22 protein-coding genes and 1 tRNA gene are annotated in these 22,391 nt (G+C 54.6%); 11 read left to right on the plus strand and 12 right to left on the minus strand.

The genetic code is table 11. From position 1 onward, the window contains the following. The first annotated feature begins 106 nt into the window (after nucleotides 1–106). Both ABHF33_RS16590 and ABHF33_RS16595 read left to right on the plus strand, forming a co-directional pair. Entirely contained in the window at nucleotides 107–1,180 is a 1,074-nt protein-coding gene (locus ABHF33_RS16590) for a class I SAM-dependent methyltransferase (protein WP_348944991.1), read from the plus strand. A 3-nt stretch (nucleotides 1,181–1,183) separates the two neighbouring features. After that, nucleotides 1,184–1,438, plus strand: a complete 255-nt coding sequence (locus ABHF33_RS16595) for a RepB family protein (RefSeq protein WP_348944992.1) — start codon at nucleotides 1,184–1,186, stop codon at nucleotides 1,436–1,438. 66 nt (nucleotides 1,439–1,504) lie between these two features. Here the strand turns inward: ABHF33_RS16595 and ABHF33_RS16600 are convergent, their stop codons facing one another. Beyond that, nucleotides 1,505–2,422, minus strand: coding sequence for a tRNA dihydrouridine synthase (locus ABHF33_RS16600; protein ID WP_348944993.1), 918 nt, complete (start codon nucleotides 2,420–2,422; stop codon nucleotides 1,505–1,507). Between the two features lie 176 nt (nucleotides 2,423–2,598). Between ABHF33_RS16600 and ABHF33_RS16605 the strand changes: the two genes are divergently transcribed. The 5 genes from ABHF33_RS16605 to dapD all read left to right on the plus strand — a co-directional run bounded on the left by ABHF33_RS16605 (nucleotide 2,599) and on the right by dapD (nucleotide 6,890). After that, nucleotides 2,599–3,186, plus strand: a complete 588-nt coding sequence (locus ABHF33_RS16605; protein ID WP_348944994.1) for a LexA family protein — start codon at nucleotides 2,599–2,601, stop codon at nucleotides 3,184–3,186. 119 nt (nucleotides 3,187–3,305) lie between these two features. Next, nucleotides 3,306–4,139 (plus strand): NADPH-dependent 7-cyano-7-deazaguanine reductase QueF, encoded by an 834-nt coding sequence (gene queF, locus ABHF33_RS16610; protein WP_348944995.1) that lies wholly within the window; start codon nucleotides 3,306–3,308, stop codon nucleotides 4,137–4,139. A gap of 23 nt (nucleotides 4,140–4,162) precedes the next feature. Further along, nucleotides 4,163–4,705, plus strand: coding sequence for a peptide-methionine (S)-S-oxide reductase MsrA (gene msrA, locus ABHF33_RS16615; protein ID WP_348944996.1), 543 nt, complete (start codon nucleotides 4,163–4,165; stop codon nucleotides 4,703–4,705). Between the two features lie 118 nt (nucleotides 4,706–4,823). After that, a complete protein-coding gene (gene dapC, locus ABHF33_RS16620; protein ID WP_348944997.1) occupies nucleotides 4,824–6,035 on the plus strand; it encodes a succinyldiaminopimelate transaminase in 1,212 nt (403 codons plus the stop codon). 33 nt (nucleotides 6,036–6,068) lie between these two features. Beyond that, nucleotides 6,069–6,890, plus strand: coding sequence for a 2,3,4,5-tetrahydropyridine-2,6-dicarboxylate N-succinyltransferase (dapD, locus tag ABHF33_RS16625; RefSeq protein WP_348944998.1), 822 nt, complete (start codon nucleotides 6,069–6,071; stop codon nucleotides 6,888–6,890). 137 nt (nucleotides 6,891–7,027) lie between these two features. On the opposite strand, the gene rpoS is transcribed toward dapD, so the two are convergent. The 8 genes from rpoS to ABHF33_RS16665 form a co-directional block, all read right to left on the minus strand. Beyond that, a complete protein-coding gene (rpoS, locus tag ABHF33_RS16630; RefSeq protein ID WP_348944999.1) occupies nucleotides 7,028–7,993 on the minus strand; it encodes an RNA polymerase sigma factor RpoS in 966 nt (321 codons plus the stop codon). 2 nt (nucleotides 7,994–7,995) lie between these two features. Continuing rightward, a complete protein-coding gene (locus ABHF33_RS16635) occupies nucleotides 7,996–9,078 on the minus strand; it encodes a peptidoglycan DD-metalloendopeptidase family protein (protein WP_348945000.1) in 1,083 nt (360 codons plus the stop codon). A gap of 66 nt (nucleotides 9,079–9,144) precedes the next feature. Continuing rightward, entirely contained in the window at nucleotides 9,145–9,798 is a 654-nt protein-coding gene (locus ABHF33_RS16640) for a protein-L-isoaspartate(D-aspartate) O-methyltransferase (RefSeq protein ID WP_432803944.1), read from the minus strand. Beyond that, nucleotides 9,795–10,538, minus strand: coding sequence for a 5'/3'-nucleotidase SurE (surE, locus tag ABHF33_RS16645; RefSeq protein WP_157314799.1), 744 nt, complete (start codon nucleotides 10,536–10,538; stop codon nucleotides 9,795–9,797). The genes ABHF33_RS16640 and surE overlap by 4 nt, the downstream gene beginning before the upstream one ends. A 56-nt stretch (nucleotides 10,539–10,594) precedes the next feature. Continuing rightward, the gene (locus ABHF33_RS16650) at nucleotides 10,595–11,479 is read right to left on the minus strand and encodes a DMT family transporter (protein WP_348945001.1); all 885 of its coding nucleotides are present in this window, start codon (nucleotides 11,477–11,479) and stop codon (nucleotides 10,595–10,597) included. A gap of 105 nt (nucleotides 11,480–11,584) precedes the next feature. Continuing rightward, complete coding sequence (locus tag ABHF33_RS16655) at nucleotides 11,585–12,718, minus strand: aromatic ring-hydroxylating oxygenase subunit alpha (protein WP_348945002.1); 1,134 nt, start codon at nucleotides 12,716–12,718, stop codon at nucleotides 11,585–11,587. 215 nt (nucleotides 12,719–12,933) lie between these two features. Next, nucleotides 12,934–13,701, minus strand: coding sequence for a hypothetical protein (locus ABHF33_RS16660; RefSeq protein WP_348945003.1), 768 nt, complete (start codon nucleotides 13,699–13,701; stop codon nucleotides 12,934–12,936). 57 nt (nucleotides 13,702–13,758) lie between these two features. After that, a complete protein-coding gene (locus tag ABHF33_RS16665; protein WP_348945004.1) occupies nucleotides 13,759–15,279 on the minus strand; it encodes a fumarate hydratase in 1,521 nt (506 codons plus the stop codon). Between the two features lie 158 nt (nucleotides 15,280–15,437). Between ABHF33_RS16665 and ABHF33_RS16670 the strand changes: the two genes are divergently transcribed. The 4 genes from ABHF33_RS16670 to ABHF33_RS16685 all read left to right on the plus strand — a co-directional run bounded on the left by ABHF33_RS16670 (nucleotide 15,438) and on the right by ABHF33_RS16685 (nucleotide 18,802). After that, nucleotides 15,438–16,256, plus strand: coding sequence for an NUDIX hydrolase (locus ABHF33_RS16670; RefSeq protein WP_348945005.1), 819 nt, complete (start codon nucleotides 15,438–15,440; stop codon nucleotides 16,254–16,256). Between the two features lie 168 nt (nucleotides 16,257–16,424). Next, nucleotides 16,425–17,780 carry a tRNA 5-hydroxyuridine modification protein YegQ gene (yegQ, locus tag ABHF33_RS16675; protein ID WP_348946662.1) on the plus strand — a complete coding sequence of 452 codons (1,356 nt, stop codon included), beginning with the start codon at nucleotides 16,425–16,427 and terminating at the stop codon, nucleotides 17,778–17,780. A 63-nt stretch (nucleotides 17,781–17,843) separates the two neighbouring features. Then, nucleotides 17,844–18,089, plus strand: a complete 246-nt coding sequence (locus tag ABHF33_RS16680) for a hypothetical protein (protein WP_348945006.1) — start codon at nucleotides 17,844–17,846, stop codon at nucleotides 18,087–18,089. Nucleotides 18,090–18,169: 80 nt separating this feature from the next. Beyond that, entirely contained in the window at nucleotides 18,170–18,802 is a 633-nt protein-coding gene (locus ABHF33_RS16685; protein WP_348945007.1) for an SMI1/KNR4 family protein, read from the plus strand. A gap of 263 nt (nucleotides 18,803–19,065) precedes the next feature. On the opposite strand, the gene ABHF33_RS16690 is transcribed toward ABHF33_RS16685, so the two are convergent. The 3 genes from ABHF33_RS16690 to ABHF33_RS16700 all read right to left on the minus strand — a co-directional run bounded on the left by ABHF33_RS16690 (nucleotide 19,066) and on the right by ABHF33_RS16700 (nucleotide 22,227). Further along, nucleotides 19,066–21,132 carry a prolyl oligopeptidase family serine peptidase gene (locus tag ABHF33_RS16690; protein WP_348945008.1) on the minus strand — a complete coding sequence of 689 codons (2,067 nt, stop codon included), beginning with the start codon at nucleotides 21,130–21,132 and terminating at the stop codon, nucleotides 19,066–19,068. Nucleotides 21,133–21,210: 78 nt separating this feature from the next. Next, nucleotides 21,211–22,038: a hypothetical protein gene (locus ABHF33_RS16695; RefSeq protein ID WP_348945009.1), complete on the minus strand. Its 828-nt coding sequence runs from the start codon at nucleotides 22,036–22,038 to the stop codon at nucleotides 21,211–21,213. A gap of 115 nt (nucleotides 22,039–22,153) precedes the next feature. Further along, a tRNA-Gly gene (locus tag ABHF33_RS16700) sits at nucleotides 22,154–22,227 on the minus strand. Nucleotides 22,228–22,391 lie beyond the last annotated feature (164 nt).

Below are 22,391 nucleotides of genomic sequence, written 5' to 3' on the forward strand. Positions count from 1 at the left end.
CGCCTTTTATCGCGCTAGCGAATGATTTGCTGCTCAGGCGATGGGGTTCGGCTTTTTGGGGCTGCTTTGCGGTAAAATCGCACGCTGTTTTTATTGCTGGACTACTATGGACGCCCCTCTGGATTTTGCCAAGCTCGCCTTGCTTCGTTACCCGGTCAAGCACGCCAAAGAGTTGCGCGCCTGGGATGCCGCAGACGAATATCTGGCGGCCCAGCTTGGCGCTGAGTCCGATATCATTCTATTGAACGACGCTTTTGGCGCTTTGCATTGTGCTGCTGAGCAGGCTGCTTGCGAGCAAATCTGGCACATCAACGATTCATGGTGTTCGCGCACGGCCATCGCCAGCAATGCGCAGCGGGTGCCATTTGCGTATTTTTCTGAGCAGCGTGCGGATATTGGTTTGGTTAAGTTGCCCAAGTCGCTCTCGCTGCTTGATGCTCAGTTGCGCACGCTGGCGCAAAGCCTGACCCAGCCGCTGTTACTGTATTTTTCCGGGATGCAAAAACACGTTAGCAGTGGCCATCTGGATTTGATCAAGGCGCTATGTGCTGAGGTTGAATACCTGCCAACCTGGCGCAAAGCTAGGCTTTACAAGGCCTGGCTGCAGCCCGGCCATGATGACGTCAATGCTTGTACTGTGCCAGTGCCAGAGCTGGATTTGCAGCTGCATAATGTGCCAGGCGTATTTGCTGAACAGAAAATAGACATTGGCTCGCGATTTTTTATTGAAAATTTTGCGCGCCTGCCCGCAGCCAGTACGGTAGCTGATGTCGGTTGCGGCAATGGACTGCTGTCGCTGACTTACCATCGCCTACACCCGGCGGCTCAGCTGTATTTGTATGATGAGTCGCTGGCGGCGGTGGCTTCGGCTCAGGTGAGTTTTGCGCACAATGCACCGGCGGCTACGGTACATATTTTGCATCACGACGGCTTGGCTGATATTGATCAGCAGTTCGATCTGATTTTGATTAATCCGCCTTTTCACCAGCAAAATACAGTCACCACCGACATTGCACTGAGTATGTTTGCCCAAGCGCGCCGATGCATGCGCGCCGATAGTGAGCTGTGGATTGTTGCAAATCGGCATCTGAACTATCAGCAGGATTTGAAGCGCTGGTTTAAATCAGTTGAATGTGTGGCACAAAATGCCAAATTTGTGATTATCAAAGCGAAGATTTAGCGTATGGACGACAACAAAAAGCGCCCGCGTGGCCGCCCTGCTCTTTCCGGCAAGGCCATGAGCGCGGCCGAGCGTAAGCGCCGTTCCCGTGCATTGCAAGTCACGCGTGCCACGCAAAATCACAATCTACGCCTACCCAAGGCCTTGTCGGTTGAAATCGACGCCAGCCTGCATCTGCGCTTTCGCAAGTATTGCGAGGCACAGGGCTTAACCCAGGCGCAGGGCTTGGAGATGCTACTGAGTCAACTGCCTGCTTAGGGTATCTGGCTGAAACCCCTACTCAGATTACCCCTCATGGCTATACCCATAGTAAGCCCTAGCTATTCATTGCCCCAGAACCAGCGCCGGAAACCCCGCTTCGATCTCTTCGCGGGTATTGAGGGTGCGAATTTGGGCAAATAGCAACTCGGCTTCGGGGTAGTGGCGGCGCAGATAGTTGAGCCACTGCTTGAGACGCCCAGCCTGATATTTTGGGTAGCAATGCAGTAGTACTTGCTGCCAGAAAACCACGAAGAGCGGCATCACCGCTTCCCATTCGAGCTTTTGTCCGGTTTTGGCTTCGAGCGCCAAGCCCGGATTGGCCACAATGCCGCGCCCCAGCATAATGTCGTCGCAGTTGGAAATTTCGCGGCAGCGATGGAACTCTTCAACGGTCCAGATCTCGCCGTTGGCGACGACGTTGAACTTCACGTTATCCTTGATTTTGGCGATCCATTCCCAGTAGGCGGGCGGCTTATAGCCATCTGTTTTTGTGCGGGCGTGAACGACCACTTCAGCGGCGCCTGCCGCTTCAATCGCTTGTGCGCAGGCAATGGCTGGCGAGGTGTCGGTGTAACCGAGGCGCATTTTGGCGGTCACCGGGATGTGCGCCGGTACGGCATCGCGAACGGCTTTGACGATCTGGTGAATCAACTCCGGCTCGTCCAGTAGCACCGCCCCGCCACGGTGGCGGTTAACTGTTTTGGCCGGGCAGCCAAAATTTAGATCAATGCCGTGCGGATTAAATGTGGCTAAACGTGCAGCATTTTCGGCCAGACACACCGGGTCGGAACCCAGTAGCTGAACGCGTACCGGAACACCAGTGGCTGTTTTACTTTCGGTCAGGATTTCGGGCGCAATCCGCTCGAAAGTGCGGTTGGGTAATAAGGTATGGGTAACGCGAATAAACTCGGTGACGCACAAATCAATGCCGCCCGCCCGGGTGATGACGTCACGCAGCACGCAGTCAAGCAAGCCTTCCATCGGAGCTAATAAAATCCTCACCCTGCTACCGCCTATCCAGTTCAAAGCCGCATTTTACCAGAGCCGGTGAGGAATCGGGCGTGGCTTGCGTGAGTCTGGGTAAGTTGAGCTGCAGCTTGACAAGGGAACGAACGTTCAATACGCTAACAGAACGAATGTTCATCTAGAGGTGGCGTATGGCCAATCCGAACCGGGATCATGAATATCTGGGTAAGCTGCAAGACTACTACAGCGACTACCGCAGTATTCCATCGTATGCCGTAATTGGCGAGCTGCTGGGTATGGCGTCCAAGTCGGCGGTTTCCGCGCTGGTCAAGCGCCTTACCCTGGCTGGGTATATTGAAATGACGCCAGACAAGCGATTGGTGCCCACCAAGCGTTTTTTTGAGCGCGAGCTGGCCGACTTTAATGTGCCTGCCGGCTTGCCGGCGGCGGCTAACGATGCGATGAGCGAGTCAATTTCGCTGGACGAATATCTGATGCCGCGCCCTTCTACCTCGATCATTATCAAAGTTCGGGGCGACTCGATGATGGACGCAGGCATTTACGACGGCGATCTGGCGGTCATCGAAAAGCGTCACGCCGCCCATGTGGGGGATCTGGTGGTGGCCATGGTTGATGGCGAATATACGCTCAAGGAGCTGGGGCGGGACAAGCAGGGTTACTACCTGATTCCGCACAATCCTGATTTCTCGATTATTCGCCCGTCCGAGAGTCTGGAGATTTACGGCGTAGTCGTTGGCCTGATGCGTAAATACCGTTAAACATCATGCCTGCCTTGCTGTTCTAGCTTCCAAGGGTGAGAGCTGGAAAAATGCCGCCACCGACCGGCACAGACAGCGGTAAAATGCGGCTATCCGCTTTCAACTTTAGGTTGCATCAAATGACAGAAGCTATCGCCTCGGCCTCGCCACTGGGAAAGACCGTCAGTTACACCACCGAATACGACGCCAGCCTGCTGTTTCCAATTCCAAGGCAGGGCAAGCGCGATGAAATCGGCATTGGTGCTGCGCTGCCATTTATGGGGCTGGATATCTGGAATGCCTACGAAGTGTCGTGGCTTAATCCGCGCGGCAAACCGCAAATTGCGCTGGTAACGTTTCAGATTCCGGCCGATAGCGCCAATATAGTCGAATCCAAATCGTTCAAGCTCTACCTTAATAGCTTTAATCAAACCAAGGTTGACGATATAGACCGGCTGGCAAACATTTTGCGCACGGATATTAGTGCCGCAGTGGGTGCGTCAGTTCAGGTGAAAATCAGCGCGCCAGCACAATTTGACAGCTTGCGCCTGGGTGAGCTCAAAGGCTTTTGCATTGATAATCTGGATATTGAAGTCAGCGATTATTCCCCGCAGCCACAGCTTTTGCATTGTGATGAATCTGATGGCACGACCAGTGAAACGCTGACGTCCAATCTGCTTAAATCCAACTGCCTGGTCACCGGGCAGCCTGATTGGGCTTCTGTACAAATTCAATACGTTGGTAAGCCGATCAACCGCGAAAGCCTGCTGCGCTACCTGATTTCATTTCGCAATCACAACGAATTTCACGAGCAGTGTGTCGAGCGGATTTTTGTCGACATTATGCGCACCTGCAAGCCCATGAAGCTGGCGGTTTATGCGCGTTACACCCGGCGCGGCGGCTTGGATATCAATCCGTTTCGCAGTAATTTTAATGCCGACTTCCCTTCTAATCTGCGCGGTGCGCGTCAATAAAACGCTACCTCAGGAGACTGAACATGATCGAGATTGCAACGCTAGCGGGTGGTTGTTTCTGGTGCCTGGAAGCTGTATTTCAGCGTGTTCGCGGCGTGAAGTCGGTTAGGTCGGGATACATGGGTGGGTATGTGTCGCAACCCCAATACAGGCAAGTCTGTGATGGCAATACCGGCCATGCCGAGGCGGTGCAGATTGAATTTGATGCTGCGCAGGTGTCGTTTGCCGAATTGCTTGAGGTGTTTTTTGCTGTTCACAATCCGACTACGCTAAATCGCCAGGGGCATGATGTCGGCACGCAATATCGTTCGGCGATTTTTTATCACAGCCCGCAGCAGCTAACGCAGGCGCAGGCGGCGCTTGCTGACGCGGCTCAGGCCTGGGGTCTGCCGATTGTGACCGAGCTCGTCGAGGCCACAATATTCTGGCCTGCCGAAGATGAGCATCATGATTACTATAACCAGCACCCAGATCAGCCCTATTGCGTGGCGATTGTTGGCCCTAAAGTGGGAAAACTGATTGGACATTTTCCGCATTTGCTCAATTCCGGGCCGATTGAATCCTGAGCGACAACGGCGCAAGCATGCTTATTCGGGCATGCTTTGCGCTAGTTTTCGCTCTGGGGGCGGCGCTATTTCAGGCTTCCTTGGGATATAATCAGGACTTTCCCTAAATGAATGCGTTATGTCGCCACGCTTAGAGTTACTGCACCCCTATCCGTTTCAGAAATTACGTCAGCTGTTCAGCGATTTAACGCCCAACCCAGCGCTTAAGCATATCAATCTGTCGATTGGCGAGCCCAAGCACCCTGCCCCGCAGTTGGTAAAGACGGCGCTGATGGATAATCTGGCTGGCCTTTCAAGTTATCCGGCCACCTTGGGCTCGGATGAATTAAGGCTGAGTATTAGCGAATGGATTGCAAAACGTTATGGCATCGCCGCACCTAATGCTGCGACTGAAATCTTGCCAGTCAATGGCAGCCGCGAAGCGCTATTTGCCTTCGCTCAGGCGGTGATCGATCCAACGGCGAAAAACCCAGTTGTTTTGTCGCCCAATCCCTTTTATCAGATTTATGAAGGTGCCGCGCTGCTCGCTGGTGCCGAGCCATGGTTTGTCAATTGCCTAGCAGAAAACCGCTTTCAGCCTGACTGGGATAGCGTTCCTGCTGAAGTCTGGGCTCGCACGCAACTGGTGTTTGTCTGCTCGCCAGGCAATCCGACCGGCGCAGTGGCGTCGCTGACTGATTGGGAACGCCTGTTTGCGCTATCCGATCAATATGGTTTTGTCATCGCTTCGGACGAGTGCTATTCGGAAATCTATTTTGGTGATGACAGGCCTTTAGGTGGCCTAGAAGCCGCGGTTAAATTGGGGCGAGATTTTACACGGCTGGTGATGTTCTCGTCCTTGTCCAAGCGCTCGAATGTGCCGGGCATGCGCTCGGGCTTTGTCGCTGGCGATGCGGCCATCACGGCCAAATTCCTGCTTTATCGCACCTACCATGGTTGCGCAATGAGCCCGATGGTGATGGCGGCCAGTGCTGCCGCTTGGCGCGATGAAGCGCATGTGATTGAAAACCGGCAGCAATACAGCGCCAAATTTGCTGCTGTGACTCAGAAGCTGGCCGCGGTGCTTGATGTGACGCTCCCCGATGCTGCGTTTTATTTGTGGGCTAAAATTCCCGACCACTTTGCCGGTACGCAAGCCACCAGTAGCGACGAAGAATTTGCACGCCGCCTGTTTGCAGAGGAGCACGTCACCGTGCTTCCGGGCTCGTATCTAGCGCGCGAAGCGCACGGAACCAATCCAGGGCGTGGCTATGTGCGCATCGCGCTAGTGGCGCCACTGGATGAATGTATCGCCGCTGCAGAGCGCATTGTCCGCTTTTGCACCCATTAATCATTTCTAAACAGTTAACTCAACGGAGTCATTATGAGCAATCTGCAATCCATCATCGAAACCGCGTTTGAAAACCGTGCCGACATTACGCCGAGCAATGTCTCTGCCGAATTGCGCGGCGCCATTAACGAAGTAATCAACGCGCTGGATCAAGGCCAGCTGCGCGTGGCCGAGAAAACCTCCGGTGATTGGGTAACCAATCAGTGGGTGAAAAAAGCGGTTTTGCTGTCTTTCCGCATTAACGACAATGTGGTGATGGATGGTGGTTGCACCAATTACTTCGACAAAGTGCCCAGCAAGTTTGGCGATTACACCGAAGCGGATTTCCGCGCAGGCGGGTTCCGCGTTGTGCCTAACGCGATTGCGCGCAAAGGCTCGTTTATCGGCAAAAACGTCGTACTGATGCCGTCGTACGTGAACATCGGCGCTTTCGTTGACGAAGGCACGATGGTTGATACCTGGGCAACGGTGGGCTCTTGTGCGCAAATCGGTAAGAACGTTCACCTGTCTGGCGGTGTTGGTATTGGTGGCGTTCTGGAACCGTTACAAGCCGGTCCAACAATTATTGAAGACAACTGCTTTATCGGCGCGCGTTCTGAAGTGGTTGAAGGCGTCATCGTTGAAGAAGGCTCGGTGATTTCTATGGGCGTGTATATCGGTCAGTCAACGCGCATTTACGATCGCGAAACCGGCGAAGTCACTTACGGCCGTATTCCAGCAGGCTCGGTCGTAGTTTCAGGCAACTTGCCTTCAGCCGACGGCAAGTACAGTCTGTACTGCGCGGTGATCGTGAAGAAAGTCGATGCGAAAACCCGCTCTAAAGTGGGCATCAACGAATTGTTGCGCGGTATCTAATGTTGCAGGGGGTATTGCTCTACAGTCGGGGTTTAAGCTTGCCTTCGGAGTAATACCCATGATGATGCAGTAATAAAAAAGCCAGTCATTCGACTGGCTTTTTTATTTGGGAGTGAAGCTGGAGTAAAGATGTGGGCTTAGAGTACGACGTCGCGCGTCACACCGTAGCGGCGCAGAATGCGGCGCAACTGGTCAAGTGCCTCGATCTGGATCTGACGTACCCGCTCACGGGTTAGGCTTAAATTAGCCGCCAGATCTTCCAACGTACAGATCTCATAGCCATTCAAGCCGTAACGTCGCTCAATCACCATACGCTGCTTTTCATTGAGCTGCTTCATCCATTCACGCACATAGCGCTCGACTTCGGCGTTTTGCAGCGTCGCCTCCGGGCCGTCGTGCTGATCGTCCGGGATCGATTCACCAATGGTGAGCATAGGGTCAATGTCCAGCGGCGCATCCAGAGAGGCGACACGCTCGTTGAGCCCCATCACGCGGCGCACGTCTTCGACGTCTTTACCGACCAGATGGGCGATGTCTTCAATGCTTGGGTCGTGCCCCAATGTGGCTTCAAGGTGGCGCTGGGCGCGCAGATAGACGTTCAACTCCTTGATGACATGCACGGGCAAACGAATGGTGCGCGACTGATTCATAATCGAGCGCTCGATACTCTGGCGTATCCACCAGGTGGCATAAGTCGAGAAACGGAAGCCGCGCTCGGGATCGAATTTCTCCAACGCATGCATCAGGCCGATATTGCCTTCTTCGATCAGATCAAGCAGCGTCATGCCGCGGTTGATATAGTGCTTGGCAATGTTCACCACCAGGCGCAGATTGTGTTCAATCATTTTCTGGCGGGCCGCAAAATCGCCCTGCACCACGAGTCGAGACAGGGTGCGCTCTTCGTCTGGCGTCAGTAGCTTGCACTGACCAATTTCGTTCAGATAAATCTGCGTTACATCGCCGGTGCTTTCGCTGGTGTAGCGTTCGGCGTCTTCTTTGGCTTCCGCTTCGACTTCATCCGCTTCTTCTTCGACGTCCGCTTCTGCTTCCAGTACTTCAACGTCGTCGACGATCATGTCTTGTTCAATAATTGGTTCGCTCATATTTACTCTGTCGCGATGAATTTGCCGGGGTCGACTGGCTTTCCGCCTTTACGGACTTCAAAGTGAAGCTTCACCTGATCCGTATCTGTCTTACCCATTTCGGCAATTTTTTCACCTTTTTTAACGACATCTCCCTCTTTGACCAGCAATTTATCGTTATGAGCGTAGGCGGTGAGATAGCCATTACTGTGTTGCAATATCACCATCTTGCCGTAGCCTCGCAACCCGGTGCCAGCGTAAACTACCTTTCCTTGCGCTGACGCAACAATAGATTGCCCAAGTTTGCCTGCAATATCAATGCCTTTACTTTCTTCATTAAATCCCCGCAAAATCTTCCCGCTGGTTGGCATGCCAAACTCGACGCTGCTGGTATTGCCAGCGGCAGAGGATGATGCCACTGCAGTGCTTGATTTAATGGGGTTTGCAGCGTCAATGGCGCTGGCTGTGCTGGCAACTGGTTTGGCTGTTTGACTGGCTGTTGCACTGGCCTTGCCTTGTTGTTTTGATGCAACTTTTGAAGCCTCTGCTGCGGGCGTCGAGGCGGCGCTTGCTTGTGCCCTATACACCTCTTTGATTGCTTTGGGGCTGGTCTTGGTCACGATCACCGTAGTATCAGGCGCTTTTTTGCTGGCTTCATCGCTTAATGGCGTAATGGTGACGCCGCCCTCGTCCAGTGGTGGGGCCAGTAGCAGCACCTGGCCGATCTGGATTTGTGTGTCAGGCAGCTTATTCCACGCCATCAGGTCGTGGTAAGCCACTCGGTTTTCGGTGGCGATTCTGAATAGCGTGTCGCCTTTTTTCACTGTGTACTGAGTCGCGTCCGGCGTCACGATGGGCGCCGGTTTGCTTACAGCTTGCGTAGTCTGAGTGCTTGCTGTGCCGGCATGGCCGTCAATAATCGGCGCTGGCGAAGTGCGCGGGGTGGTGCAGGCCGCGCAAATCAGGGTCAAAACAAGCAAGATTGAACGAGAAGCACGCACGCAATGTCTCCTGCGATGGGATGGTGTGATTAAAAGTGAGTCAGGATCGACGCTTGAAAAGCATTTGCCGGATAGTTTACACGGGAGTGCGGCGTAAGGCGGCATTCTGATGGCGGTAAAAGTCGGTATTGCTAACCCTGGCTCCAAGCCCGGTTGTCGTGAGCGACAGGCTTAGCTGATTCCGCTGAGCAAAGGAACAAAGTTAACCTTCTCTAGCCGGCTTTCAAGAAAATCCTCGCCGCGCCGCTCGATCATGCGCAGCTCCTGCTCTTGCGAGCCCACCGGAAAAATTAGCCGCCCGCCGTTGGAGAGCTGGCTAATCAGGTTTTCCGGCACAATGGGCGCTGCAGCCGTGATCAGGATAACGTCAAACGGAGCTAGATCGGGCAGCCCCTGGCTGCCATCGGCATGGCGCAGGCGCGCATTGTGAACGCCGAGGCGGCTAAGCCTCTCGCGCGTATTGCGCACCAGCCCGCCAATTCGCTCGATCGTGTGTACCGTTTTAAATAACTTGCTCAGTACCGTGGTCTGGTAGCCGCAGCCGGTGCCGATTTCCAGCACGTTTTTGCGCTCGGGTACGGCGACAGCCAGCTCGGTCATGCGGGCCACAATATAAGGCTGCGAAATGGTCTGGCCAAAGCCGATGGGAAGCGAAGTGTCGTCGTAAGCCTTGTGCGATAAGGCTTCGTCAATAAACTCATGGCGTGGCACCTGGGCTATCACCGCCAGCACCTGCTCGTTGCTGATGCCTTGCGCGCGCAGGCGCTCAACCAGGCGGGTGCGGGTTCGGGCTGAGGTCATGCCGGTGCCACTGCTGATCATCATGTCGCCATCCAGCGATTGATCATGTCCAGCTGCGGATAGGCAGTCAGATCAACCGATAGCGGGGTAATTGACACATAGCCCTGCTCAACGGCAGCAAAGTCGGTGCCATCGCTCGCATCGGCAATATCGCCAATCGGTCCCACCCACCAGATGGTATCGCCGCGCGGATTGGCGCTACGGATGACCGAGGCCGATTTGTGGCGACGCCCAAGGCGGGTAATCTGTGTGCCCTTGAGTGATTCATAAGGCAGATCGGGAACGTTCACATTAAGCAGTACGGGCTGATCAAGCGGCGTTTTCTTAAAGCGCTGCACCAGCTCGCGGGCCACGCGGGCTGCCGTTTCAAAATGTACCGGATTGCGTGAAGCCAGCGAAATGGCAATCGACGGAATGCCGAGCAGATAGCCCTCGGTCGCCGCGGCCACTGTGCCGGAATAAATCGTGTCGTCGCCCATATTGGCGCCGTGATTAATCCCCGAAACCACCATGTCAGGTGGCGAGCTCATCAGGCCAGTGGCGGCCAGATGCACGCAGTCGGTCGGCGTGCCATTGACGTAATGAAAACCCGATGGCGATGTTCTGACCTGCAGAGGCCTATCCAGCGTTAGCGAATTGCTGGCGCCGCTGCGGTCGCGCTCGGGCGCGCACACCAGCGCCTCGCCTTCGTCGCCCAGCGCCATGGCCAGCGCGGCAATGCCGGGGGCGAAATAACCATCATCATTACTAATCAAAAAGCGCATTGTTTTCTCCGATCTGCTCATTCTAACTTGAAGTGCAGGCGCGGCAAATATGCATCTTAACTACGTTGTACGCGCGTAGCACCGGCCCAGATTCCAGCCACTGCAATCAGCAACATCCCCAGTATCGCCAGTGGTGAAATCCGCTCTTGCCAGAGCAAAAACGAGAATAAGGTCGAGAACAACACGGTGAGATAAGCCAGGCTAACCACCACCAGCGAGCGCCCTTTGCGGTAAGCGCGGGTCATGCACAGCTGCGCCAGTGTGGCGGCCACCCCCATGCCAAGCACAATCAGCCACTCGCCCACACTGGGGCGATGCAGGGCGGGCGTCTGCAGCAGCATCCACGCGCCCGCCCCCAGTGTGGAGACTAGCGAGAAATAAAACACGGTCCGCCATTCCGGCTCGCCCGCCTTGCCCAGCTCGCTGACATTCAGATAAGCCACGCTGGCCAGCATGCCCGAGCCCAGCCCCAGAATGCCCGCCAGCCACTGGTCGCCATTCAAGGTTGGGCGCAGCAAAAACAGCACCCCGACAAAGCCGAGCAACACACTCAGAATCTGGCTACTTTGCGGCCATTGCCGCTGCCGCATGGTGACCAAGAGCACAAAGAAAATCGGCGAGGTGTAGTTGAGCGTCACTGCGGTAGCCAAGGGCAAATGGCCGATGGCGTAAAAATACAGCATCAGCGCAACAAAGCCCGACACACTGCGGCTTAGATGTAGCTTGAGGCTGTCTGCACCTACGCGCAGCGATTTGCCTTGCGGTAACACAATCAGCGCAATGCCGATCAGCCCTGCCGCACAACGATAAAAGACCAGCTCGGCCGTTGAAAACGTCGCGCTCCCGAGCTTGACAAAGACGCCCATGACGGCAAAAGCCAGCCCGGCCAACACCATCCAGAATGGCCCGGACTGGCTGGCTTTCAGAAAATATGTTTTCATTAATACTCGTAGCAGGTATTGCCTTGAAGATCTTTTATATCATTCTCTTCGTGGCAATACCCTTAATAAAAAAGGCGGCCTTGGCCGCCTATGGTGCTGCGCTAATTATTTCTCCAGCTCGCTGATGGCCTCGCCCAGCTCGCGGCGCAGGAACTGGTGGAAATGCCGCATGCCGTCTTCCATCGGGCTTTGGTACGGCCCGACTTCATTGCGCCCGGCTTTAAAAAGTGCCGTGCGCCCTGCTTCCATCCGGTTGATGATTTCCACGTCCTCAACCGCCGTTTCGGCATACGCAGCCTGCTCGGCGGCGACAAACTCGGGCTCGAAATAGGCAATGTCCTCGGGGTAATAAAACTCGACGACGTTTTTATAGCTGCGCGGCCCGGTTGGAATAATGGTCGAGATCACCAGCGTATGCGGATACCACTCGACGGTGATGTTCGGGTAATACGTCAGCCAGATCGCGCCATGCTTGGGCAATTTGCCTTGTTCATAGCGTTTAACCTGATTGGCCCACTCTTCGTAGGTTTTTGAGCCAGGGCGCGCCAGCGCATTGTGCACGCCAACGGTTTGCACCGAGTACCAGTCGCCAAATTCCCAGTTAAGCTCGTTGCACTCGACGAATTTACCCAGCCCCGGGTGAAACGGCACCACGTGATAGTCTTCGAGGTAAACCTCGATAAACGTTTTCCAGTTACCTTGGTATTCATCCACTTGAACGCTGTGCAGGACGTATTTGGAAAAATCGAGGTCTTTTTTGACGCCCAGATTTTTCAAATCGCCTTCGATATCGCGGCCATTGTCTTCAAACAACAAGCCGTTCCAGTTGACGAGTTCGGTTTGCGGCAAATGCAGGCAAGGGTTGACCGGAAAATGCGGCGCGCCCATCAGTTGGCCGTGCTGATCATAAGTCCAGCGATGCAGCGGGCACACCGTATGCGTGTTATTGCCACGGCCGCTGAGCATGCTGGCTTGACGATGACGGCAGATATTGGAGAAAACCTTGACGCCCTGATCGGTACGTTTGAGATAGCGCGCACCATTGTCAAGCTCAAGAACGTGATAATCGCCCTGATTGGGCACCATCAGCTCATGGCCGATATAGCGCGGACCTTTGGCAAACAGTTGCTCAAGCTCAAGTTGATACAGTTTTTCATCAAAATAAGCCGCAACAGGTAGCGGTGTCTTTAAATCCAGCGATGCCTTGATCGCAGCGGTCGCTGTAGCCAGATTGGACATAATCCAATACCCCCTGGGCTAGAAGGTCTTGCCACTTTGCACGTAAAAAAACCACGCAACGATGGGTGGGCAAGCCATCAAAACTAAAATTGCCAGCCCAAGGGCTGACCCGAAAAAGCCGCACATTATTGCAGAGCGGTCTCTTTTAGGCAATATTTGGCCTAAAAAGCCAATATTTTTAATGGCTTAGAATAAATAAAAGCCCACCGAAACGCTCAGTTTACCCAGCCTATCGCCTTGGCTGTTTCCGCCCCCATCAGCACATCGCGCAATGATTTGGGCATTTCCGCCTTGCTTTCGTCCAGCGGAATCCGCCCCGCCATGATTTCTGCCAGCCTTTGCGGAAAGCGCGGCTCTAGATCCGGCTCGGCAAAGCCTTGCGGAAACAGCGGCTGATTATTGGCCGGATCATAATGATCATTTGCGCCGTAAATATGTAGCAATTCGTGCGTGACCACCACCTGATTGCTGCCGTGCATTTTCTCGCTGGCAAACAGATGCGCCAAACCAAGCCGCGCTTTGGCAATGCCCACCGAGTGCGGCAATGCCACGCCATTTTCGGCCGGGTGATACAGCATATAAATCCGCGCATCGGGTTTGACACGGCTGTTCGGCGTATGTCGCCACGCCCACCAACGCAGTTGCAAGCTCCAGAGCATGATATTGAACATTGAGCCGCCCGCAGCGAGTTGCGGCGGCGCTACCTTGATCGGCTCGCCCCAGAATACGCGCACTGGGCTGCCGAGTTTCAGTCCATAGCTTTCGCCCTCACGCTTGAAAAACTGCTCGATGTCTTGCCATTGCTCGGTATTTTGGGTCTTGATGTATTGCATGGTATCTTCATCCAGGCCAGCAAAAACGGGGTGTAGATAGATATACTGGCTGCTTTCCCAAGCTTGCGCTTTATTCTCGGTGCGCATGGCGTCCAGCGCCACCCAGGCCAGAATCAGCACCAAAACCAGAATACGAATTTTCTTGAACATAAAAAGCCGTAAAGATGACAATAAAAAAGCCCAACATATTGTTGGGCTTGAGCCTGCTTAAATGCTGGAAACCGGAATCTTGCCGATTTTGGCCTGCCACTCTTTCGGCGCAGTCGCGTGCACCGATGTGCCATTCGAATCCACCGCCACCGTCACCGGCATATCAACGACGTCGAATTCGTAAATGCCTTCCATGCCCAGATCTTCAAAACCCACCACGCGGCTGGCTTTGATTGCTTTGGACACCAGATAAGCAGCGCCGCCGACAGCCATCAGATACACTGACTGATGTTTCTTGATTGCATCCAGACCCGCCGGGCCGCGCTCGGCTTTGCCGATCATGCCGAGCAAGCCAGTCTCAGCCAGTACTTGCTCGGTAAACTTGTCCATCCGCGTCGCGGTCGTCGGGCCAGCAGGTCCGATCACTTCGTCGCGTACCGCATCAACGGGGCCAACGTAATAAATAAAGCGGCCAGCAAAATCAACCGGCAGTTTTTCACCTTTATTGAGCATTTCCACCATGCGCTTGTGCGCTGCGTCGCGGCCGGTCAGCATTTTACCGTTCAATAGCAGCGTTTGACCCGGTTTCCACGTTGCCACGTCTTCGCGCGTGACGGTATTGAGATCAACACGCAGCGATGATTCCGACGCGTGCCAGTGCACATCCGGCCAGTCTTCCAGTTTGGGTACTTCGAGTTCAGCAGGGCCTGAGCCGTCGAGCGTGAAATGCACGTGACGTGTAGCCGCGCAATTTGGAATCATCGCCACTGGTAAGCTGGCGGCGTGCGTTGGGTAATCTTTGATTTTGACATCGAGTACCGTCGCCAAACCACCCAGGCCTTGCGCGCCGATGCCGAGCGCGTTCACTTTTTCGTACAGCTCGATACGCAGCTCTTCCACGCGGTTTTGCGGGCCGCGGGCGATCAGATCATGAATGTCGATTTCTTCCATCAACGCTTCTTTGGCCATCACCATCGCTTTTTCAGCCGTGCCGCCGATGCCGATGCCGAGCATGCCTGGCGGACACCAGCCCGCGCCCATCAATGGCACCGTCTTGAGCACCCAATCAACGATGGAATCCGATGGATTGAGCATGACAAATTTCGATTTGTTTTCCGAGCCGCCGCCTTTGGCCGCGATGTCGATATCGACTGTACAGCCCGGAACGATTTCGTAATGGATCACGGCTGGCGTATTGTCCTTGGTGTTTTTGCGCAAGCCAGCCGGGTCGAGCAGAATAGACGCGCGCAGCTTGTTATCCGGGTGCAGATAAGCGCGGCGCACGCCTTCGTTAATCATGTCGGTGACCGACATCGTTGCGCCTTCCCATTGCACGTCCATGCCGACGCGAACAAACACCGTCACAATGCCGGTGTCCTGGCAAATCGGGCGGTGGCCTTCGGCGCACATGCGGCTATTGGTCAGAATCTGCGCAATCGCATCTTTCGCTGCCGGGCTTTCTTCCAGCTCGTAGGCGCGGCCCAAGGCCTGAATGTAATCTTTGGGGTGGTAATAGCTGATGTATTGCAGGCTATCTGCGATACTGGCGATCAGATCGTCTTGGCGAATCTTGCTCATCGTGTTGGCTCCATCGGTGTAGTGGCGCGATTGTAGCAACAAGCGCGCGCAATCAACAGCGCCAATCGCGGCAAAATCGCGCAGGCGAAGGCCAAAGCGAATACGCCCTGCTTCGCCTTGCAGCCATTTTTATCACTTACCCGCTACAGGTTTCGGATATGCCCGTCAACCCGCTTCTGATTGCCAACTACCTGCGCAGCCAGCCCCAGTTTGATTCGCGCCATCTGCTGCGGCTGATGGTGGATCAGCAGCAAATCGGCTGGCTGGAGCCGCGTATTGCGCAGATTTTGCAGCAATTTGACGCCCGCTTTGTGATTGCGGCGCAGTCCGTCACGCTGCGGCTGGCGCCAGATGAGCTGCAATCACTGATGAACGCCACCGCGCTGTATTTGCGCGAACTAGGCGAAATCCGCGTTTGGCGCGACGAGCTGTATGCGGTGCATCCGCACGCAGAAAGCGGCGAGTTTGGAATAGATACGGCGAGCACGCTGTTTACGCTGGAGCGTGGCGCGTTTCGCCGCTTTGGCCTGTGTAGCCAGGCGGTGCACATTAATGGCCTGACGGATCGTGCCGGATTGACCCAGATCTGGCTGGGGCAACGAGCAGCCAGCAAGGGTATAGACCCCAACTACCTGGATAACTTGGCTGCTGGTGGTATACCCCACAATGAATCACCCGAGCAATGCGTCATTCGCGAGCTGGCCGAGGAAGCCGGAATCAGCCAGCACATCGCACAGCAAGCGGTTTATATCGAGCAGACCCGCAGCACGCGCAATGAGAACGACGGCACGCACGATGAGATTCTGTATTGCTACGATCTGCAGCTGCCCACTGATCTCACGCCGCACAACACCGACGGCGAAGTCGCCGCCTTTCATTGCGTCAGCATGGCCGAATGCGCAGCGCGGCTGCCAGAAATGACCTGGGATGCTGGGCTGGTGACAGCGAGGCTACTGACTCGACTGGTGAGCACATAGTTTGCCTGCCACACCACTGATAAAGCATCGCATCTGCCGCGTGTCTGAAGCTCCGGGCAAAATTTGATCTGGATCAAACTCCGGGATTTTCACCCGGGGCTGGCGGGGTGATGGGCGATAAAATCGCGCCCATTACGATTAACCTGCCACCAGAGCCACCCCACGATGTTGAAAGCCCCTGAACTCCTTCTCCCCGCTGGCACGCTAGACCGGATGCGCGCCGCCTATGATTTTGGCGCCGACGCCGTTTACGCCGGACAGCCGCGCTACAGCCTGCGCGCGCGCAATAATGAATTTGGTCTGGAAGAAATCGCACTTGGCATTGATGAAGCCCACGCGCGTGGCAAAAAATTCTTTGTCGCCAGTAATATCCTGCCGCACAACTCAAAAGTAAAAACCTACCTCGCCGACATGGAGCCGGTGATCGCGATGAAACCCGACGCGCTGATTATGGCCGACCCCGGCTTGGTTATGATGGTGCGCGAACGCTGGCCCGAGCAGGTGATTCACCTGTCGGTACAGGCCAATACGGTGAACTATGCCGGCGTGAAATTCTGGCAATCGCTGGGTCTGGAGCGCGTTATTCTGTCGCGCGAGTTGAGCCTTGATGAAATCGAAGAAATCCGCCAGCTTTGCCCCGATATGGAGCTGGAAGTGTTTGTCCACGGCGCGCTGTGCATCGCCTACTCAGGCCGCTGCCTGCTGTCGGGCTATTTCAACCACCGCGACCCGAACCAAGGCACCTGTACCAACGCCTGTCGCTGGGATTACAAAACGCACGACACAGTCGAAGACGATGCGGGTGATGTCCAAGCCAAGGCGCAAGTGATTCAATTTGATTTCAATAAAGCGATGAGCGAGGGCAACCAGAACTTCGCCGCTTGTGGCGGTGCAGAGCGCCACCCGCTGGCCGACAAAACGTATCTGATTGAAGAAGGCAACCGCCCCGGCGAGCTGATGCCGATTATGGAAGACGAGCACGGTACCTACATCATGAACAGCAAAGACCTGCGCGCCGTGCAGCATATCGAGCGGCTGGTCAAAATGGGCGTCGATTCGCTGAAAATCGAAGGCCGCACCAAATCGCTGTATTACGTGGCGCGCACGGCGCAGGTGTACCGCCAGGCGATTGACGACGCCGTCGCCGGACGCCCGTTCAACCCCGCCCTGCTCGCCGATCTGGATGGCCTAGCCAACCGCGGCTACACCGACGGCTTCTACCAGCGCCACTACACGCACGAAGCGCAAAACTACCTCGACGGCCACTCCAAAGCCAAACGCAGCCAGTTTGTCGGCGAAATCATCGCCAACAACGATGGCTGGGCACGGATTGAAGTGAAAAACAAATTTTCACTCGGCGACACACTGGAAATCATCCACCCCAGCGGCAATATCGAAGTCAAAATCGAGTCTATGCGCGATAAAAACGGCAAGGACATCACCGTCGCGCCGGGTAATGGCATACAAGTGCAAATCCCGCTGGCTGCGCAATACGACAAGGCTTTGCTGGCAAGGTTGTTTTAACCGTTGATTTAATAAAAAAGGCCATCCGCTTGGATGGCCTTTTCAATTTTGGGGTGTTTGGGAATGTTGGGCTGCGCAGGCTTAGCCCAACTTACCGTGCTGCCCGCCAATGTGACCCCGCACAACACCGACGACGAAGTTGCCGCCTTTTATTGCGTCAGCATCGGCGAATGTACTGCGCGGTTGGCAGGCGTGATCTGGGATGCGGGGCTGGTGACTGCTCGGCTATTAGCGCGGCTATTAGACCTTCTTTTTTTATTGGGTTTGTGTAATATATTTGGCAACTTTATGTCAGAATTATTTGGGTAAGGTGTACTGGGTCACCGAGCTAATTTACACTATTCAGCCTCGTCATAGTGGTGATCTCTTCTATTTGAAAGGTGAAAACAATGAACATCAGCGAAATGCTGGAGAATTTCAATCAACGCCTTGTTGCAGAACTCGGCGAAGATGAGGCTGCATCGTTGCAATTGCATCCCTCTGCCCCCGCCACTGAGGCACAATTAGCTCAATTACAAGGGTTTTCCAATCTGCCTATCCCTGCAGAGTTACTACAGTTGTACCGCCAACTCGGCGGTATCACGTTTAATGATTGCGAAGAATCGTACATTGAGATTTTCAGCCCTGCTGAATTACTGTCTTTACTTGTAAATCGCTCGCCAAAACTACCGGCGGACAGCCTTGGATTGATCGATACCATCCGCCGCTCTTGGGCTTATGATCGTAAGGAACTAGATCCTGAGGCGTATTTTGATGAAGACACATTGCGCAGTCTGAACGAAGACTACAAATGCTTTGGTATTTACCGGGAAGATCTTGAAGCCGCTTACTATTTCTACTTCGACAAGAACGGCCAGTTTGGCGAGGTTTATTACCATCAGGATGAATTTAACGTTCTAGAATGTGCGTTGAGCCAAATGGTGGATGAAAGCGCAGCCGACAACTCACTAGCCACGCTGCTGGAGCAAGGCTTTGAAGACTTGGCCGCCTTTCATATCGATGGTAAATATCGAGGGTGGTAAAGTTACGATAAGTAGTGTTGCGTAACCAAATGGAAAAGATTCAACTCCCCCAGCATGGATGCTGCTTGTTCATTGGCTTTGCCGCGGCATGGGTTCGAAGTCTTTCCATTTCGTTGCAACAGACTACTTAGCTAGGTTCAATTAATTTGGAGCAATGTGCCTGTTTTGTGTTGATGGTCTTGCTTTTGCCCCTCTTTTCGCCTCTACCCCTGTGACATTGAGGGAACAGTATCTACCCAACGACGCCAAAACATGATTCAACATCAATCGCAAATACTTTGCCGCAAAAACACCAGTACTCGCGCTAGCTCTTCGGCGGTATGTTGCTGTCGGGTTTGTCCGGCATGACCACCACTTTGGCTTTCGAAAAATAGCGCGTCGTGGCCTAGCTCTTGCAGCTTCGCGGCCATTTTTCTGGCGTGTGCCGGATCAACTCGATCATCCTCCGATGAGGTGGTTAGCAATACTCTGGGGTAGTGTTGCTCTGTAGCTAGCTTTGCATTTTGGTAGGGTGAATATACCCCAAGATACTCTGCATCCGGCTTGCCATATTCGGCAATCCAGCTTGCGCCGGCGCCGAGCTGATCGAAGCGCAGCATGTCCAGAATCGGCACTTCGCAGACGACAGCGCCGAATAGCTCCGGCCTTTGCACCATGCACGTGGCGACGAGCAGGCCGCCGTTGCTGCCGCCCTGAATCGCCAGTTTGGCTGGCTGCGTGACCCCGCGAGCGATCAAATCTTCGGCAATCGCAATAAAGTCGTCAAAGCTGTTTTGCCGGTTTTTACCGCGCCCGGCTTCGTGCCAGGCCGGGCCAAATTCGCCGCCGCCGCGAATATTCGCAACGACATACGCGCCGCCTTGTTTGAGCCAGTGTTCGCCCAGATTATCGAGATAATACGGCAGCAGCGGAACGGCAAAACCACCGTAGCCGTACATCAACACTGGGGTATTGCCATCCGGATCAATTGAGGCATGACTTACAAGGAAATACGGGATGGCAGTACCATCTTTGCTGATGGCGTGATGTTGCTGGACTTGCAGATGACTCGAATCAAAAGCCGCCGGTTGGGCGCGCAGCAACTGCGGTGGCTGCGTATCGCCAAGTTCATGGCAATACAAGCTGGCAGGTGTCAGAAAATCGCTGTACAGATAATAAAACCGATCGCTACGCCACGGCTGCGCAACGACTTCGATCACGCCGCCGGTGTGTATGGCATTGCTGTGCTGCTGCCATTCTCCGCCCTCTTCACCCTCACCCCAGCGCATTGAGATAACGCGACTTGTCACATTATCTAGGATAATAATCAGCAAGCCATTCAGTGTTGCTTCCAGCATTTGGACTGATTGAGCTGGGGATTGCGTTGCAGTCGGGGCAAACAGCAGTTGCGCCCTGCCCAGCTCGCCAGCATCGCAAGCAAGCGCAATCAGACTGCCGGCGGGAAAAGTTGCGCTGGCGTATTGCCAAGGTGCATCCAGACGAATTAGCAAATCGCCGTGACTGTAGGCTTCGATCACGCAGCACGTCGGCAGCGGCAAATGCAGCGGCTCGGCTTCGCCGCCCTCCAGTGAATTGAGGTAAAAATAGCTGCGGCGGTAAAAATCCTGCGCGACTTCGATCAGATCAAACGGCGTAATGACTTCACCACCGGCCGCGTCAAGAAAACGCCATGCAGCCACTTTCAAAATCTGCTCGGGCAGCACGATCATCGACGCGGCGTCTTCCCACGCTTGCCCGCGCTCCAGCAGTACCACTTCGCGCGAATAGCCTGCGCTGGTGATTTGGTCTTCATCCCACGCCGGGCAGACAAAAACGCTATCGGCGTCGCGCCAACTGACCTGGCTTTTGCCGTAGGAAAAAGTAAAGCCGTCGCTCACAAAGCTTTGCGTCGCCAGGTCGTATTCGCGAATCACGCAGGCGTCGCTACCGCCGATACTCAGGCTGACCAAGCAGCGCGTGGGCTGCAAGGTGCAGTGATCAACGCCAGCCAGATACCAGTCGTAGCCCTCATGCTCGGCCAGCGCGTCAATATCAAGCAGGATTTGCCAGTCTGTTTCGGCCTGCGTGTATTCACCCAGCGTCGTCGCACGATACACACCGCGCGGCTGCGCCGCATCCTGATGAAAGTTGTACAGCATGTCGTCGTGAACAGAAAACAGCGGGATTTGGCGCGTGTCCTGCATATTGCGCAAAATAGCCTCGCGCAAGGGCGCAAAGCGCGGGTCGCTATCGAGTTTTTCTGCGGTTTCTGCGTTTTGCTCGGCGATCCAGTGTGCGACCTGAGGGCTGTCGCTGGATTCAAGCCAGAGATAAGGGTCTTGGTGTGGCATGCGGTATCTTGATTGGAGGCAATGAGGCGCGATTATAGGCCAATGTGCCGTGGCCGTTTGGATCGCGCAACTGGGTGTTTAGCGTGGTAATACGGCAGGCTCCAGGCCTTTGAGTATCCAGCCCGGATAGGTTTTTTTGTATTGTTGCCAGAATGCCGGGGACTGAAATTGGCTGCTAAGTGCTTTGTGTAGCAGTGCGTAGTCGGTCGGCGTTAGGCGGGTTTTGGACAAATACGCGCCTGCCTGCACCAGCGGAATTTGCGTTAGCAAAGTAATGTGCACTTGCTTGGGATCAAGCTGATTTTCCAGCATGGCTTGGTAAAATGTCGTTGGCGGCATAATGGCGGCGTGAATTCTACCCGCCTGCAATTTGCGCGCAATAATATTGGGTTCGGCCACCTCCTCCAGCGCGCCTTGCTGACGCAGCCGCTGGATCAGCTCGATATAGGCTGTGCTGGCATAGGGTGCGCCGCGCACGATATTGATTTTCAGCTCGCCACGTTCCATGGCTTTGATGGGATCATTGAGCGCGCCGCCATAGCTGATGAGCGCAATGCGTGATTTAACAATCGGGATAAAATCGCCCGCCTGCTCCAGCTGCGTGCGCTGAATGGCAATCGGAATCAGGTCGACCTCATGGCTTACGCTGAACATATGCAGAGTACGAACAAATGGCGCTTCAATAAAATCGAATTTACAACCTGTCTTGCGGCTCACCTCGCGAAGCGCGTCGATATAAATGCCGCCCTGCACTTGATCCTTACTCACGATCAGCGACTGGGTAATTGGGCTGACTCCAACCTGAATAGTGCGCGAGCAGGCCTGCGAATCTGGAGAAAACAAGATCGCCCAGAGTGCAATGGGCAAAAGGTATTTAAGGGCGGAACGGCGGAAAGTCAGGAGCATGGCGGAGGAGCGATCAGCTGAAGTACTCCAGCATAGCCAATCGGTGCGAACTTTGTGTGAACGCGGCTAAGGTGCAATAAAAAACGGCACATTGCTGTGCCGTTTTTTTGCTATCTGGAGCGGGCGATGGGAATCGAACCCACGGCTCGTGCTTGGGAAGCACGGGTATTACCATTATACGACGCCCGCAGAAGTGCAACTATAACACGGTTTGCTGTGGCAAATCAAAATACCTGCCAGTTGATTTAATGAGCGCACTGCAGGGGTATTGCCCTATAAGGCAATGGTGTCAATTGCTACAGAGCAATACCCTTCTGGTCAATAAAAAAGCCCCGCACGATGGCGGGGCCTTG

Source organism: Chitinibacter sp. FCG-7, assembly GCF_040047665.1.
GTDB lineage: Bacteria > Pseudomonadota > Gammaproteobacteria > Burkholderiales > Chitinibacteraceae > Chitinibacter > Chitinibacter mangrovi.

Excerpts from the sequence above, each read along its gene's own strand:
- ABHF33_RS16590 (WP_348944991.1), top strand. The coding sequence starts at position 107 with ATGGACGCCCCTCTGGATTTTGCCAAGCTCGCCTTGCTTCGTTACCCG.
- ABHF33_RS16595 (WP_348944992.1), top strand. The coding sequence starts at position 1,184 with ATGGACGACAACAAAAAGCGCCCGCGTGGCCGCCCTGCTCTTTCCGGC.
- ABHF33_RS16600 (WP_348944993.1), bottom strand. The coding sequence starts at position 2,422 with ATGGAAGGCTTGCTTGACTGCGTGCTGCGTGACGTCATCACCCGGGCG.
- ABHF33_RS16605 (WP_348944994.1), top strand. The coding sequence starts at position 2,599 with ATGGCCAATCCGAACCGGGATCATGAATATCTGGGTAAGCTGCAAGAC.
- queF (WP_348944995.1), top strand. The coding sequence starts at position 3,306 with ATGACAGAAGCTATCGCCTCGGCCTCGCCACTGGGAAAGACCGTCAGT.
- msrA (WP_348944996.1), top strand. The coding sequence starts at position 4,163 with ATGATCGAGATTGCAACGCTAGCGGGTGGTTGTTTCTGGTGCCTGGAA.
- dapC (WP_348944997.1), top strand. The coding sequence starts at position 4,824 with ATGTCGCCACGCTTAGAGTTACTGCACCCCTATCCGTTTCAGAAATTA.
- dapD (WP_348944998.1), top strand. The coding sequence starts at position 6,069 with ATGAGCAATCTGCAATCCATCATCGAAACCGCGTTTGAAAACCGTGCC.
- rpoS (WP_348944999.1), bottom strand. The coding sequence starts at position 7,993 with ATGAGCGAACCAATTATTGAACAAGACATGATCGTCGACGACGTTGAA.
- ABHF33_RS16635 (WP_348945000.1), bottom strand. The coding sequence starts at position 9,078 with ATGCCGCCTTACGCCGCACTCCCGTGTAAACTATCCGGCAAATGCTTT.
- ABHF33_RS16640 (WP_432803944.1), bottom strand. The coding sequence starts at position 9,798 with ATGATGATCAGCAGTGGCACCGGCATGACCTCAGCCCGAACCCGCACC.
- surE (WP_157314799.1), bottom strand. The coding sequence starts at position 10,538 with ATGCGCTTTTTGATTAGTAATGATGATGGTTATTTCGCCCCCGGCATT.
- ABHF33_RS16650 (WP_348945001.1), bottom strand. The coding sequence starts at position 11,479 with ATGAAAACATATTTTCTGAAAGCCAGCCAGTCCGGGCCATTCTGGATG.
- ABHF33_RS16655 (WP_348945002.1), bottom strand. The coding sequence starts at position 12,718 with ATGTCCAATCTGGCTACAGCGACCGCTGCGATCAAGGCATCGCTGGAT.
- ABHF33_RS16660 (WP_348945003.1), bottom strand. The coding sequence starts at position 13,701 with ATGTTCAAGAAAATTCGTATTCTGGTTTTGGTGCTGATTCTGGCCTGG.
- ABHF33_RS16665 (WP_348945004.1), bottom strand. The coding sequence starts at position 15,279 with ATGAGCAAGATTCGCCAAGACGATCTGATCGCCAGTATCGCAGATAGC.
- ABHF33_RS16670 (WP_348945005.1), top strand. The coding sequence starts at position 15,438 with ATGCCCGTCAACCCGCTTCTGATTGCCAACTACCTGCGCAGCCAGCCC.
- ABHF33_RS16680 (WP_348945006.1), top strand. The coding sequence starts at position 17,844 with ATGTTGGGCTGCGCAGGCTTAGCCCAACTTACCGTGCTGCCCGCCAAT.
- ABHF33_RS16685 (WP_348945007.1), top strand. The coding sequence starts at position 18,170 with ATGAACATCAGCGAAATGCTGGAGAATTTCAATCAACGCCTTGTTGCA.
- ABHF33_RS16690 (WP_348945008.1), bottom strand. The coding sequence starts at position 21,132 with ATGCCACACCAAGACCCTTATCTCTGGCTTGAATCCAGCGACAGCCCT.
- ABHF33_RS16695 (WP_348945009.1), bottom strand. The coding sequence starts at position 22,038 with ATGCTCCTGACTTTCCGCCGTTCCGCCCTTAAATACCTTTTGCCCATT.